This window comes from Acidocella aquatica (genome assembly GCF_030160635.1).
Classification (GTDB): Bacteria; Pseudomonadota; Alphaproteobacteria; order Acetobacterales; family Acetobacteraceae; genus Acidocella; species Acidocella aquatica.
This window is the reverse complement of sequence record NZ_BSOS01000099.1, coordinates 28,129-42,009: the sequence shown is the minus strand read 5'-3', so window position 1 is coordinate 42,009 and position 13,881 is coordinate 28,129. Positions and strand designations below refer to the sequence as shown.

Annotated in this window: 15 protein-coding genes; 10 read left to right on the top strand and 5 right to left on the bottom strand. The window is 65.9% G+C overall.

Translation table 11 applies throughout. The annotated features are described in order from the left end of the window. Positions 1–73: 73 nt before the first annotated feature. Both QQJ84_RS18355 and rfaE1 read right to left on the bottom strand, forming a co-directional pair. Positions 74–742: a GNAT family N-acetyltransferase gene (locus QQJ84_RS18355; protein WP_284259781.1), complete on the bottom strand. Its 669-nt coding sequence runs from the start codon at positions 740–742 to the stop codon at positions 74–76. Between the two features lie 4 nt (positions 743–746). Next, positions 747–2,210, bottom strand: a complete 1,464-nt coding sequence (gene rfaE1, locus QQJ84_RS18350) for a D-glycero-beta-D-manno-heptose-7-phosphate kinase (RefSeq protein WP_284259780.1) — start codon at positions 2,208–2,210, stop codon at positions 747–749. Positions 2,211–2,275: 65 nt separating this feature from the next. Here rfaE1 and hslO point away from each other — a divergent pair, with 65 nt between their 5' ends. The 10 genes from hslO to QQJ84_RS18300 all read left to right on the top strand — a co-directional run bounded on the left by hslO (position 2,276) and on the right by QQJ84_RS18300 (position 11,413). Then, positions 2,276–3,223: an Hsp33 family molecular chaperone HslO gene (gene hslO / locus QQJ84_RS18345; RefSeq protein ID WP_284259779.1), complete on the top strand. Its 948-nt coding sequence runs from the start codon at positions 2,276–2,278 to the stop codon at positions 3,221–3,223. Continuing rightward, entirely contained in the window at positions 3,220–3,972 is a 753-nt protein-coding gene (locus QQJ84_RS18340; protein WP_284259778.1) for a YajG family lipoprotein, read from the top strand. The genes hslO and QQJ84_RS18340 overlap by 4 nt, the downstream gene beginning before the upstream one ends. After that, positions 3,969–4,313, top strand: a complete 345-nt coding sequence (locus tag QQJ84_RS18335) for a cupin domain-containing protein (protein ID WP_284259777.1) — start codon at positions 3,969–3,971, stop codon at positions 4,311–4,313. Before QQJ84_RS18340 ends, QQJ84_RS18335 begins: the two co-directional genes overlap by 4 nt. An 86-nt stretch (positions 4,314–4,399) precedes the next feature. Continuing rightward, positions 4,400–4,669: a 30S ribosomal protein S20 gene (gene rpsT, locus QQJ84_RS18330; RefSeq protein ID WP_284259776.1), complete on the top strand. Its 270-nt coding sequence runs from the start codon at positions 4,400–4,402 to the stop codon at positions 4,667–4,669. Between the two features lie 406 nt (positions 4,670–5,075). Further along, on the top strand, positions 5,076–6,491 hold the full coding sequence (gene dnaA / locus QQJ84_RS18325) for a chromosomal replication initiator protein DnaA (RefSeq protein ID WP_284259859.1): 1,416 nt from the start codon (positions 5,076–5,078) through the stop codon (positions 6,489–6,491). 140 nt (positions 6,492–6,631) lie between these two features. Next, complete coding sequence (gene dnaN, locus QQJ84_RS18320) at positions 6,632–7,756, top strand: DNA polymerase III subunit beta (RefSeq protein ID WP_284259775.1); 1,125 nt, start codon at positions 6,632–6,634, stop codon at positions 7,754–7,756. Further along, positions 7,677–8,870: a DNA replication/repair protein RecF gene (gene recF, locus QQJ84_RS18315; RefSeq protein WP_348522697.1), complete on the top strand. Its 1,194-nt coding sequence runs from the start codon at positions 7,677–7,679 to the stop codon at positions 8,868–8,870. Before dnaN ends, recF begins: the two co-directional genes overlap by 80 nt. Then, entirely contained in the window at positions 8,867–9,679 is an 813-nt protein-coding gene (locus QQJ84_RS18310; RefSeq protein WP_284259774.1) for a TIGR00282 family metallophosphoesterase, read from the top strand. The genes recF and QQJ84_RS18310 overlap by 4 nt, the downstream gene beginning before the upstream one ends. Next, entirely contained in the window at positions 9,679–10,200 is a 522-nt protein-coding gene (locus QQJ84_RS18305) for an SRPBCC domain-containing protein (RefSeq protein ID WP_284259773.1), read from the top strand. The genes QQJ84_RS18310 and QQJ84_RS18305 overlap by 1 nt, the downstream gene beginning before the upstream one ends. Positions 10,201–10,345: 145 nt before the next feature. Continuing rightward, a complete protein-coding gene (locus QQJ84_RS18300; protein ID WP_284259772.1) occupies positions 10,346–11,413 on the top strand; it encodes an acyltransferase family protein in 1,068 nt (355 codons plus the stop codon). Here the strand turns inward: QQJ84_RS18300 and QQJ84_RS18295 are convergent. Genes QQJ84_RS18295 through QQJ84_RS18285 form a run of 3 tightly spaced genes read right to left on the bottom strand, consistent with a single transcriptional unit; the run spans position 11,378 to position 13,795 of the window. Continuing rightward, positions 11,378–11,950, bottom strand: coding sequence for a hypothetical protein (locus QQJ84_RS18295; RefSeq protein ID WP_284259771.1), 573 nt, complete (start codon positions 11,948–11,950; stop codon positions 11,378–11,380). The genes QQJ84_RS18300 and QQJ84_RS18295 overlap by 36 nt on opposite strands. A 6-nt stretch (positions 11,951–11,956) precedes the next feature. Further along, entirely contained in the window at positions 11,957–12,907 is a 951-nt protein-coding gene (locus QQJ84_RS18290) for a class I SAM-dependent methyltransferase (protein ID WP_284259770.1), read from the bottom strand. A 6-nt stretch (positions 12,908–12,913) separates the two neighbouring features. Beyond that, positions 12,914–13,795, bottom strand: a complete 882-nt coding sequence (locus tag QQJ84_RS18285) for a DMT family transporter (protein WP_284259769.1) — start codon at positions 13,793–13,795, stop codon at positions 12,914–12,916. Positions 13,796–13,881 lie beyond the last annotated feature (86 nt).

The window sequence follows — 13,881 nt, the reverse complement described above, 5'->3', positions numbered from 1 at the left end:
CAGATTCAAACTAAACCAATGAAATTGATCGCAAAGTAAAGGTGGAGCGTGATTGACGCAAGGCAATCACGCTCTAGCCGCGCAGCGCGGCCAGGCCCTGCTTCGCGGTGCCGTCGGGCGCGAAATTCTCCGCCGCCAGCCAGGCCAGCATCGCGTCGCGCCGGCTCGGCCATTCGGGCGCGGTGATGCTGAACATCGCGGTGTCGCGCTGGCGCCCCTTCACCACTTTATGCGCACGCAGCAGGCCCTCGGGCATAAACCCCAGCCGGTGCGCGGCGCTTATCGAGGCCGCGTTATGCGCATTGCATTTCCACACCAGCCGCCGGTAGCCCAGCTCGTCGGCGGCGCGCCGCAGCAGCAGAAACATCGCCTCGGTGGCCGCGCGGGTGCGGGCGAGGCGCGGCGAGAACCAGATGTTGCCCAGCTCGATGGCGGCATGCGCTGGTTCGATGTCCATCAGCGCGAGCCAGCCCGAGGCCATGCCCGTCGCCACCGGGCGCACCGCCCAGAACATCGGGTCATGCTGGGCCGCGCTGGCGGCGATCCATTTGCCAAGTTCGTCCTGCGAGGCGAACGGGCCGTAGCTCATATAGGTGAAGCTCGCCTCCGCGCCGCGCATCGCCTCGAACAGCTCGCCCGCATGGCGGCGGTGCAGCGGCTCCAGCGCCACATAGGCCCCGGATATTGGCGTGCGGGCGGGCAGGGGGCGCGGCCAGGGGTCCACCTGTGGCCCGAGCGGCAAATCCCTATCCACGCAGCCGCGCCAGCGTTGCTGTGGTGGAGTGCCCCGGCAGCAGCTCGGCCAGCGCCACCGCGCCGCCCCAGCTCTCCACCAGCTCAGCGCCCACCACCGTCTCGCGCGTGTAGTCAGAGCCTTTAATCAGCAGGTCGGGCTTAATCAGCTTGATCACCTCGATCGGCGTATCCTCCTCGAAGAGACAGACCAGATCGACGCTCGCCAGCGATGCCAGCACGGCCGCGCGCGCCGCCTCGCCCTGCGCCGGGCGGGTGGGGCCTTTCAGCCGCTTCACCGAGGCATCGGAGTTGATGCCGACAATCAGGCGGTCGCACATCGCGCGGCACTGTTCCAGCAGATGCACATGGCCCGGGTGCAGCAGGTCAAAACAGCCGTTGGTGAAGCCCACCTTGTAGCCGCGTGTGCGCCAGCGCTCGGCCGCCTCGGCGGCGGCGGCGGCGGTCACCACCTTGGTCAGCGCGCCGGTGGCGGGCGTGATGGCGGCCAGAATATCCGCCGGATGCGTCACCGCGGTTCCAACCTTGCCGACGACGATGCCCCCCGCGATATTGGCCAGCCGCGCCGCCTCGGGCAGTGGCACGCTGGCCGCCAGGGCGGCGGCGAGCGTCGCCACCACGGTGTCGCCCGCGCCTGATACGTCGAACACTTCCTTCGCCTCGCCGGGGAAGTGGTGTACCTCACCTGGCATGATCAGGCTCATGCCGTCCTCGGAGCGGGTGACGAGCACGGCGCCGAAATCATGCGCGTCCAGCAGCATCCGCGCGGCGGCGACAATCGCGGCATCGCTATCAACCGGCATGCCGGTTGCTTCCGCCAGTTCGCGCCGGTTGGGGGTGATTACGTCAGCGCCCCGATACAATGCGTAGTCGCGGCCTTTCGGGTCGACGATGACCTTGCGGCCGAGTTTTTTGGCCCCCGCGATCAACTGCCCCGCCACCTCCGGGCTCAACACGCCTTTGCGATAGTCGGAGAGGATGGTGACGGTGGTTGCCGCCATGGCGTCGAGCGCGATGCGCACCAGCCGCTCGGCCAGCCGCGCTGGCAGTGCCATGGTCTCCTCGCGGTCGGCGCGGATGAGATGCTGCCCCTGCGCGATATAGCGGGTCTTTAATGTCGTCGTGCGCCCGCCCTGCACCAGCAGCCATGGCTCCACACGCTCCTGCCCGCCGATCAGCCCGGTCAGGTCAGACCCTGCCGTGTCGTCGCCCACCACCGAGACAAACGCCGCCGAGGCATCGAGCGCGATGAGGTTGCGCACCACATTGCCAGCCCCGCCCGGCATCGCCACCTCGCGCGTGACGGTGAGAATCGGCACCGGCGCCTCGGGGCTGACGCGCGTGACCTCGCCATAAACGTAACGGTCCAGCATGGCATCACCCACAACCAGCACGCTGGCGCGCGAGAAGCGTTTCACATAGGCACCCAGATCGCCGGCCGGCTCAGTCTTGCTCATAAGAAACCGCTAACCCGGACGAAGGTGTATGGCAACGCCGATAAAACGTAGTTATCCTCCATCTGATGACAGATCTTCCGGCTTTTCTAGATTCCACCCGCCCGGACGTACCGGACCTGGCCGTGCCGCGTGGTGTTACACCCTTTTATCTTCCCGGTCAGCCGGTGCGCGGGCGGCTGGTGCGCCTCGGGCCACTGGCCAACACGCTGCTCACCCGCCACGATCACCCCGGCCCGGTGCGCAAGCTCATGGGCGAGGCGCTGGCCCTGGCCGCCGCGCTGGCCAGCGCGCTCAAATTCACCGGCTCGTTCAGCGTGCAGGCGCGCGGCGATGGCCCCGTCTCCCTGCTGATCGCCGATTGCACCGAGGCGGGCGCCCTGCGCGGCTACGCCCGGCTGGACAAAGCCGCGGTGCTGCCGCCCGAGGCCACGGCCGGGCAATTGCTGGGTTCGGGCTACCTCGCCTTCACCGTGGACCAGGGGCTGGACCGCGACCCGCAACAAGGCATCGTCTCGCTGGAGGGCGACTCGCTGGCGCGCATGGCGGGGCATTATTTCGAGATGTCCGAGCAATTCCCCTGCAACGTCTACCTTGCCGCCGGGGACACAGCTTCCGGCTGGCGCGCCTCCGCGCTGGTGGTGGAGCGCGTCGCCGTGGGCGGCACCATCGCTCCCGGCGACTCCGCCGAGGCGCAGGCGGAAGCCTGGCGCACCGCCGTCATCCTGGCCGACACCATTACGCCCGAGGAGCTGCTGGACGACGCGCTCCCCCCCGAGCGCCTGCTCTACCGGCTGTTTCACGGCGAGGGCGTGGCAGCCGAGCGCCCCCGGCCGCTGCGCTTTGGCTGCCGCTGCTCGCGCGCCAAACTGGGCGGCATCCTAGAAGGCTTCCCCGCCGATGACCTCGACCATATGGCGGTTGACGGCGACATCGTCATGACCTGCGAATTCTGCAATTACGATTTTCATTTTCCGCGCGAGAGCGTCACCGGAAAACCAGGAGCCCCCGCATGAAACACTGGCAGTTCTCCCCCCTCGCGGTTCTTGCCCTGGCGGCTTGCAGCTCGCCGCCGCCGCTGCAGACCTTCGCGCCGCTGGATTATTCATACCTGCCGCCGCTGGTCCTCAAGGTCGCCAATTTAAGCGTGGTGAATAATTATGTGCCCACGCCCAGCCAGGCGACGCTGATCGGCGAGGACCCCGCCTCACCCATCACCACGCTGCAAAACATGCTCAACCGGCGCATCGTCGCCTCCGGCGCGCCGGGCACGGCCACAATTGCCATCCAGACCGCCTCCATCGACCAAGTGAACGGCAACCTCACCGGCACGATGACGGTGGATGTCAGCGTTGCCAGCCCGGACGGCCGCTCCACCGGCTATGCCGAGGCCACGGTCTCCGCCAGCCAGACCGCGCCGGATTCCGATGCCTCGCAGAACGATACGCAGGCGGCGCTCTATGGCCTCACGAAAAAGCTCATGGATGATATGAACGTGCAGCTGCAATATCAGCTTCAGCATAACCTCAGCAGCTGGATCTCCTGGTCTGGCACCCCGGGCACCGCGCCGCTGGCGGCGGGGGGGGCGGGCGCGCCCGGCGCTATCCAGGCGACGCCGCTCACACCGCTCACCCCAACGGCCCCCGGCACTGCCCCGGCCCCGCAGACTCCGGCGCCCGCCAACCCGGTCAACACCAACCCCGCGGTGCCCAACTACCTGCCCGGCGCGGGCCCGGCGGCGCTCGGCCAGGCGGCCCCGCAATGAGCCATCTTATCAAGCTGCCCCAAGCGGGGGAGGCGGTGTGGGAGCCCATAGCGGCCGAGAAGCTCCTCTCCGGCCTGCCGCAAACCCGCACCTGGGTGCATTATGATAACCCCGCCGCAAAACTCAGCGCCGGGGAGTGGGAGGCCACCGTTGGCAAATGGCGCATCGCCTATGGCGAATGGGAATATGTTCTGGTCATCTCCGGCCGTTGCGTCATCACCGGCGACGACGGCACCCGCATCGCCGCTGGTCCCGGCGAGTCCTTCGTCATCGAGCCTGGCTTCACCGGCACCTGGGAGGTTAGCGAGCCCATGCGCAAGCATTGGGTGATACGCGAATAGGCGCCCCGCGCTTGCTTACTTGACGCAGGGCCCGCCCCGGTCTAGACCGCGCCCTTCGTTAAACACACCTTTTTCCTTCGGACATCATGGCCAATATCGCATCCGCCCAAAAACGCATTCGCCAAACCGCTACCCGCACCGCGCGCAACAAGGCGCGCAAGTCGCGCGTGCATGGCGCCATCCGCAAGGTTGAAGAAGCCGTCGCCTCCGGCAACAAGGAGGTGGCTCTGGCCGCCTTCCGCGCAGCCCAGCCCGAGCTGCAGCGCGCTGTTGGCAAAGGCGTGTTGAAGGCCAACACCGTCTCGCGCAAAATCTCCCGCCTCTCGGCGCAGGTCAAGGCGGTTTCCGCAGCCTGATTAAACGGTAGGATGGTGGAAATCACCGTCCTATTTTTAAGATATTCCGGTGCCGGTGTAATCTCATTGTAAAATGAGCTTGACGCCGGCATTATTTTTGTGCTTGGCGTTTTTGTTTTGATATCAAAACGTAAATGTCATTTTAAGAATCTTGGAAATTTAAATCTCCTTGTTTTTGCAGCTAAACTTTGCCGTTTCAGAGGTTTGGGCGGTGCGGCGGACGAATCGAACGCTTGCGTACCCGCCCTCTTTTGACCTAAGTTCCAGCGCTTACAAACGCACTAGCGACTGTCTCAATTCTGGGAATGTGAGGTCGGAGTCAGGTTTTTTTGCAACCTGGGGCTGACCGTGAGGCGGCGTTAACAGGGTGGAGCGGGAATTGGGAATGAGCCTGGAGGTCGGTTCCATGCGTGATGGCGACGTCGTGCTGAAATCTTCGTCGCCGCGTCAGGGCGAAACCGGCCTCACCGAGCAGTGGGGCCGCGTGCGTGCCCGCCTGCAGGCTGAGGTTGGCGAGGTGGAGTACCGCACCTGGCTCAAGCAGGTGGCGCTGGCCGGGGTTGATGGCGATGAGGTCACCCTGGTGCTGCCCACGCGCTTTCTGCGCGACTGGGTGAAAAAGGAATATGGTGAACTGGTCGCCAGCCTCTGGCAGGCTGAAAATCCGGCCATCCGCAGCGTGGACATCCGCTCCCAGCCCGGCCGTGGCACCGCCCCGAATCTGGCTGAGCCCGTGCCGGTGGAAGCCGCTCCGGCGGCGGTTGCCCCCGTGGTGCCGCGCGCCGATGTTGCCGCCCCGCTCGACCAGCGCTTCACCTTCGATACGTTTGTCGTCGGCAAGCCCAATGAGTTCGCCTATGCCTGCGCGCGCCGCGTCGCGGAATCCCCCGCCACCGCCGGGTTCAATCCGTTGTTCCTCTATGGCGGGGTCGGGCTGGGTAAAACGCATCTGATGCACGCCATCGCCTGGGAGCTTTCCACCCAGCATAAGGGCGGCGGTCAGGTCTCCGTCGCCTATATGTCGGCGGAAAAATTCATGTACCGCTTCATCAACGCGCTGCGCTCGCAATCCACGCTCGAATTCAAGAATGAGCTGCGCGGCGTCGATGTTTTGATGATCGATGACCTGCAATTCCTCATCGGCAAGGACAACACGCAGGAAGAGTTCTTCCACACCTTCAACGCCCTGGTGGATGCCGGCAAGCAAATCGTCGTCTCCGCCGATAAATCCCCCTCCGATCTCTCCGGTCTCGATGACCGCCTGCGCACCCGCCTCGGCTGCGGCATGGTGGCTGATCTTCATGCCACCACCTTCGAGCTTCGCATCTCCATCCTGGAGACCAAGGCCGAGCGCGCTGGCGTCGATGTCCCCGGCAAGGTGCTGGAGTTCCTCGCGCGCAAAATCACCTCCAACGTGCGTGAGCTGGAAGGCGCGCTCAACCGGCTGGTCGCCCACGCCAATTTGTTCAACCGCCAGATCACGCTGGAAGCCGCGCATGAAGTGCTGCATGACGTGTTGAAGGCGCATGACCGCAAGGTTTCGATTCAGGAAATCCAGAAAAAGGTCGCGGATCATTACAATATCCGCATCGCCGAGATGTCCTCCGCGCGGCGTGCGCGCAACATCGCCCGCCCGCGCCAGGTGGCGATGTATCTGGCCAAGCAGCTCACCAGCAAATCCCTGCCTGACATTGGCCGCCATTTTGGCGACCGTGACCATACCACGGTGATGCACGCCGTCTCGCGCGTCACCGAGCTGATCGGCCAGGACGCGGCCTTTGGCGAGGATGTGGAATTGCTCCGCCGGATGCTCGAGAACTAGAGCCGGGCGCCCACGCCAAAAGCGCGCCGCGCCGCCAAAATCCGGTGCCTTCCCTATCCCCACAACCCTTGCTACGGTAAAACACGAATCGGTCTCGATAACGGGGCATAAGAATCCGGTTCTCCGTCTGGAAGGGTATCATGAAGTTCAAGGCCGACCGCGCAACGCTCATCAAGTCGCTGGCCCATGTGCAGAACGTGGTCGAAAAGCGGAACACGATTCCCATTCTCGCCAACGTGCTGCTGGCTGTGCGGGACGGCAAGCTGAGCATCGCCGCGACCGACCTGGAGATCTCCCTGGTTGAGGAGGTCACCGCCCAGACCACCCGCAACGGCGCCATCACCGTGCCCGCGGCCACACTGTATGAAATCGTGCGCCGCCAGCCGGACAATGCCGAGATCGAGCTGGACCACCCGGGCGGCGATGCCCAGCTCGCCCTGCGCGCAGGGCGCTACGCCACCTCGCTCGTGGCGCTCAGCGTTGATGAATTCCCCAAGCTCGATGCCGGCAAGCTCAGCCACCATTTCGTGCTCTCCGCACAGGAGCTGCGCGGGCTGATAGACCGCACCAAATTCGCCATCTCCACCGAGGAAACCCGCTATTACCTCAACGGCATCTTTCTGCACGCCGCCGAGGGTGACACCGGCCCCGTGCTGCGCACCGTGGCGACTGACGGTCACCGCCTCGCCCGTGTCGAGGAGCCGCTGCCGCAAGGTGCGGCGGGCATGCCTGGCGTCATCATTCCGCGCAAAACCGTCACCGAACTGCGCAAGCTGCTCGACGAAGCCTCCGGCGAAGTCGAGGTTGCCCTCTCCGAGACGCGCATCCAGTTCACCATCGGCAACATGCGCCTCACCAGCAAACTCATTGACGGCACCTTCCCTGATTATGACCGTGTGATCCCGCGCGGGAACGACAAGGTGCTGCGCATCGATAAAAAAGATTTCAACGACGCCGTTGGCCGCGTCTCCGCCATCAGCTCCGAGAAACACCGCCCGGTGAAGCTCTCGCTCGCGAAAGACCTGCTGGTCATCTCCGCCGCCAGCGCCGAGCAGGGCAGCGCCTCGGAGGAGCTGGGCCCCGAGCTGGTGGATTACCAGTCCGGCCCGCTGGAGATCGGCTTCCAGGCCCGCTACCTCTCCGATGTGACCGAGCAGATCAAAGGCAAGGTCGAATTCATCTTCGCTGACGGCGCGGCCCCCACTTTGGTGCGCGACCAGGACGACGCCTCGGCGGTCTACGTCCTCATGCCGATGCGGGTCTGACACGACGCATCTAACCCGTCTCACGCTTACTGATTTCCGCTCCTACCCCGCGCTGCGCTTCACCCCCGCGGCGCGGATTTGCGTTTTCGCGGGGCCGAACGGCGCCGGCAAAACCAACCTGCTGGAGGCTGCCTCGCTGCTGGTTCCCGGCCGCGGGCTGCGTGGCGCCAAATTCTCCGAACTCGCGCGGCGCGGGCCAGACGCCTCCGCAACCTGGGCCGTCGCCGCGCAACTCTCCGGCCCTGGCGGCCTGTTCGAAATCGGCACCGGCGCGGTGGAGGGGGCGCCCGAGCGCCGCGTCTTCATGCTGGACGGCGCCAAACCCCGCTCGCAATCAGAAATCGCCGAGCGCCTCGCCGCCGTCTGGCTCACCCCGCAGATGGACCGGCTGTTCACCGACACCGCCTCGGGGCGCCGCAAATTCCTCGACCGCCTGGTCATCGCGCTGGAACCCCACCACGCCCGCGAAATCGCCGCCTTCGAATCCGCCGCCGCCCAGCGCAACCGCCTGCTGGCTGAAAACCCTGATCCGCTCTGGCTCGACGGGCTGGAAGACTCCTGCGCCCGCCACGCCGTCGCCGCCACCGCCACCCGCGCAGCACTCATCGCCCAACTCAACGCCACCCTGGCCAGCGGCGCCGCTGCCCCGTTTCCGCTGGTCAGGCTCGGCCTCAACTGCGCCATCGCCGAAAAACTGCGCGCCGCCCCGGCGGTTGAGGTCGAGGACGCCCTGCGCGCGGCCTATAAATCCGCCCGCGCGCAGGATACCGCCCAGCGCGGCGCCTCCCTCGGCCCGCAAAAAGCCGATCTGCTCATCACTGACGCCGCGACGGCCCGCCCCGCCGCGCTCTCCTCCACCGGCCAGCAAAAATCCATGCTCATCGGTATCGTGCTTGGCCATGCCGCGCTCATCGCCGCCACGCGCGGCGCCGCGCCGCTGCTGCTGCTCGATGAACCCCTGGTCCACCTCGATGCCGCCCACCGCGCCGCCTTGTTCGCGGCGCTCACCACGCTCAACCTGGCCGCCTGGATCACGGGGACTGACATTGAACCCTTCGCCGGCCTGCAAGCCGCCTGTTATCGCATCCATGAAGGCGTTATAGCCCCCCTATGAAACTCCTTTTCCTTGGCGACCTCCTCGGCCGCGCCGGGCGTGACGCCGCCATCAAAGCCATTCCCGAACTGCGCGAAAAACTGAAACTCGACTTCGTGGCGGTGAACGCCGAGAACGCCAGCCATGGCTTTGGCCTCGGGCCGGACATGGCCGACGCCCTTTTCAAGGCCGGGGCCGATGTCATCACACTGGGCAACCACGCTTGGGACCGCCGCGAGATCATCCCCTACATCGCCCAGGAAAAACGCCTGATCCGCCCGCTCAACTACCCGCCCGGCACGCCCGGCCAGGGCTCCGCCCTCGTCACCCTGGCCGATGGCCGCAAGGTGCTGGTTGCCCAGGCCATGGGGCGTTTGTTCATGGACCCTCTCAACTGCCCGTTCATGACCATGGACGAGCTGCTCACCCGCCACCGCCTCGGCAACAGCCTGCACGCCATCATCCTGGACATTCACGCCGAAGCCTCCTCCGAGAAAATGGCCTTTGGCCATGCGTTCGATGGCCGGGTCTCGGCCGTGGTCGGCACCCACACCCATATCCCCACCGCCGACCACCAGATTTTTCCGCGCGGCACCGCGTATTGCACTGATTTAGGCATGTGCGGCGACTATGATTCGGTCATCGGCATGAGCAAAGATGCCGCCGTCGCCCGTTTTATCCGCAAAATGCCGGGAGAGCGCTTGACCCCGGCTGAAGGTCAAGCCACCGTATGCGGTGCCTTCATCGAAACCGGTGAAGACGGCCTTGCAACCCGTATCGAGCCGGTGCGCCTGGGCGGCCGGCTCCGAGCAACCCTGCCGGAGGTTTAATGCGTCGCGGTTTTCCCCTGTTTTGTCTGTTGCTCAGCCTCAGCGCCTGCGGCTCCCCGAGCGAGCGCCAGAGCAGCCTCGCGGCGCAAGGAAAAACCGACCCGCAGGCCCCGCGCCAAACCACCCAGCAGATCAGCATCAAAGCCCCGGCGGCAAAAATCTGGGCGCTGCTGGCCAATCCCCAGGCCTGGCCGGGCTGGAACCCCAGCATTCCGCAAACCAGCGCCCCCTACGTTCTGCAAAACGGCAGCCTGTTCTCCTACAACGCCGATGGCATGAGCATCCACGCCGCCGTCCGCCAATTCATCCCGGCGCAGGCCCTGGCCTGGACCGGCGATGTCCTCAACTTCCACGCCATCCAGACCTGGACCCTCAACCCCCAGGCCGACGGTACCACCCTGGTCACCACCAGCGAGTCGGTCAGCGGCTTCCTGATCGGCGCTTTCTTCTCGCAGGCCCAGTTGGAGCGGGACGATCATATCTGGCTGGCAAACCTTAAAGCCGCGGCCGAGCTGCCCTAACCGCCATCCAGCCGGTTCACCGCGCCCGCCTGCCACCACCCAAAACCCCTGAATTCAGCGCCTTGCCCAGGCTTGCGGAACAAGATACGCCGTGGAAGCGGGGTTTAGAAACCCGTCCGCCGCCAAAGGAGTTTTGCACACCACCGTGACGGACCAGCCCCCCCCACCCCGGCTCGGCGCGCTGGAGCTTGGCCGCTTCATCGCCGCCTCACTCGTCGTGGTCACGCATCTGCCAGCCTTGGCTCCCGCGCTGCATGCGCTGGCGCTCGGCCCGCTCGCGGTGCAATATTTCTTCGTGCTCAGCGGCTTTGTCATGGTCGCCGCCCATCATGGCGACCCTAAAACCTGGGCCCGCCCGTTAAACTTCTGGTGGCGCCGCGCCTGCCGCATCTACCCGCTGTATTGGCTCATATTGCTGCCGGTGTTGCTGGCGGGCTGGCACGAAATCCCCCGCGGCGCGCTCTGGCATCTGGTCTCCCTCGACCCCGCCGCCTACCCTGAGATCATCCCCGCCGCCTGGACCCTGCGTTACGAACTGGCCTTCTACCTCATGTTCGGCCTCTGCCTCACCCCCATCATCGGCCGCTATGTGCTGGGCTTCTGGGTATTCTCAGTCCTCTGGCTCTACCTGCCCCCGGCCATCCGCTGGTGCACCTGGCTGCGCGGCTGGCACTGGATGAAAGGCGGGCTGGTGGTTAAATCCCTTGCCACCGTCAACGTTTATCTGCTGCAAAGCTCGAATCATTTCATCAGCGCCTGGGAGGTGTTGTTCTTCGCGGGCCTTGCCGCCGGCTGGCTGTTCGTCACCCTGCGGCCATCGCTCCTGGCAGGCGCCGCGGCGCTGGCGCTTGGCGCCGCGCTCTGCCTGCACAGCCTGGCCCTCTCCAAATGGGGCACTGACTATCCCAGCGAGCTGCAAATACCCCTGGCCGCCCTTGGCTACGCGCTGCTGCTCTACGGCCTCGTGGTGCTGGAAGCCTGCCAGCTTTTCCGCTGCGGCCAATGGGCGCAGCGGCTGGGGGCGATGTCCTACCCGCTCTACATCGCGCACATGCCGCTGATCGTCCTGCTGGGCTGGATGCTGCCAGCCCACACTGCCGCCCCGGCCATCCTCGCCGCCATCTACCTCGTTGGCATTATCCTCACATTTTACGTAGACCGCCCGCTGCAGCGCGCTCTACGGGGCATTCCCCGCCGCCTCGGGCCGCAATAACATCCCGAGGCTGCGCAGCAACCGCTCGCGCGCCGCCAGCGCGGCCCTGGGCTTGGGCGCGAAGGCGCGGAACCATATATCCAGCGAGGGCACATTGCCGCCGAACCCATCCAGATTGAACTGCACGGTTTTCAGCAAAAACGTCACATCCCATACCTGCGTGCCCACGCCCCGGCGCAGCCCGGCGGTGATATGCTCCGCCAGCCTTATGTATGCCGCCGCATCCGCCTGCGCGTAGCGCGCCATCATCAGTTGCAGATATCCGCCCGCCACCTCGCACCGTTCCGCGGGCGCCATCGCCTCCCGGTATGCGCCCAGATCACATGCTACGCTGAACACCGCAGCGTCTGGCGCGGCCAGCGCGGTCAGCAGCGCGCGCATTTCCGTTGAGCCGATCCCCTCGGCGATGGCGGCCGCCAGTTCCGGGCGCCCCCGCGTGTCGGTGAAGCCGTGGTTACAGCGCCGTTCATCGCGCTCCGGCCCGTAGGGGATGGTGATCCCCACCGGCGCATTCTGCACCCGCACGGCTAGCGGCATGTTGTTTCATCCCTGGATGTCTGGCTTCGTTGCGCTCAGAAACACCATCCGGCTCGCGGTGGTCAACCGCCCTGCCTCCACCTCGGGCCGCAGCGCCGCCTCCAGCGTGGCACGCTCCTGCGGGGTGAATCGCGTTGCCAGTATCTCGCCCAGCCCCGGCGCCCAGGGGTGAGGTGCCGTGGCGCAGAACACCGCCCAATCGGTCGTCTCGTTTGGCCGCACATCCATGTGCAGCTCAAGGTGCAGCCGGGAAAACCCCGCCTGTTGGGCGAATCGCAACAGGTCGCGCTCGCCGTAGCTGGCCAGCGGGCTGGCCGCCATCGCCGCTTCGGTATCGGGGAATTGCGCCGCCTTCCATTTGTGCAGCAGCGGCAGCAGCCTATCCGTCACCCCGTCGCGTTCCAGCAACGCGCGCATGGCGCAGGCCGCCAGCGCCTCATCGCGAAACACCGGCTCCGCCAGCGAGACCCGCCCCCCCGGTTTGAGCACCCGCAACATTTCCGCCAGCGCCGCCGGTTTATCAGCCACATAGGCCAGCGCCGAGCGGCTGGTCACCGCGTCCAGGCTGGCGCTTTCCAGCCCCTCCAGCCGTTCCGCCCCGCATTCGACAAACCGGCACTGCGCCGCCACGCCCAGCACCTGCGCCTGCCCACGCGCATAACGCAGCAGCGGCGCGGAAATATCAGTCAGAATCACCCGCAATCCCGGCCCGCAGCGCTCAATCGCCCGCCACGCCACAACACCTTCGCCGCTGCCGATATCCGCCATCACCATGCCTGCTGCCAAGGCGGCGCCATCCAGCACGCGCTCCACATAGCCATCCACAGCGGCTCGCACCCGCGCCGCCTGCGTTGCATCGCCGCCATGGCGGCGGTTCAGCAGCCAGCCGGTCCATTCATCGCCGGCAAGCCCGGGTTCGGCAAGCTTCGGTTCGGCAAGCTCGGGTTCGGCAAGCATCGCGCATCACTTTCTCTGGCTTAAAAACACCGAGAGCATAATGAGCCCGCCACCTGAAAATTCCGTTAACGTCACCGGCTCGCCCAGCACAATCGTGCCCCCCGCCGCGCTCACCACCGGCAGCAGGTATAAAAACCATGCCGACTGCTCCGCCCCCAGCCCGGCGCTTCCCGCGTTCCAGGCCACAATGGCGATCACCGAGGTTCCCACGCTCAGCCCGGCCAGGACTTCCCATTGCCTCAGGCTCATGTGCAGCATCATCTCCGGCATGCCCGGCAGCCCCACGGCCAGCAGCGGCAGTGTCCCCGCGATCACGGTGATCGCGGTCATCGCCAGCACGCCGCGGCGTTGCAACAGCGGTGCGGCGATAACGCAATAGGCCGCCCAGCAGAGGGCGCCCAGCAGCAACAGGGCAATCCCCCGCGCATCTCCCACCGCCGGCCCCGCGCTCAAGGCCAGCATCCCGATGCCGCATATCCCCACCGCGCCGGCCAGCATCGTCCACCGCGAGGGCAGCTTGCGCCGCTGCAGCGCCAGCAGCAGCACGATCAGCAGCGGCTCCGCGCCGTTCAGCAATCCCGCCATCCCGGCTGAAACCGTGCGGCTGCCGATCACGTTCGGCAGATTATACCCCATCACGCCGACCAGCCCGCAGAATGCGCCCAAAACCAGTTCTGAACGCGGCCAGCGCCGCAGCTCCCCCCACAGCACGGGGACGAAGAAGATCGAGGCGATCAGATAGCGCAGCGCGATGAAGGGCAGGGGCGGCAGGCCCGCATGCGTGCTGCCCACCAGATAGCGCGTGCCGACCGGCGCGCAGCCCCACAGCAGGGCCGCGAACAGCGTCAGCCCGGCGGCCTTCAGTTTTGGGCTCGCACCAAGGGTCATAAGGGATGCCTCTTGGCATGAGTATGGTTTTTGGCGCGCGGTACCAAAAAAAGCCCAGGGGATTTCCCCCTGGGCCTCATAGCGTC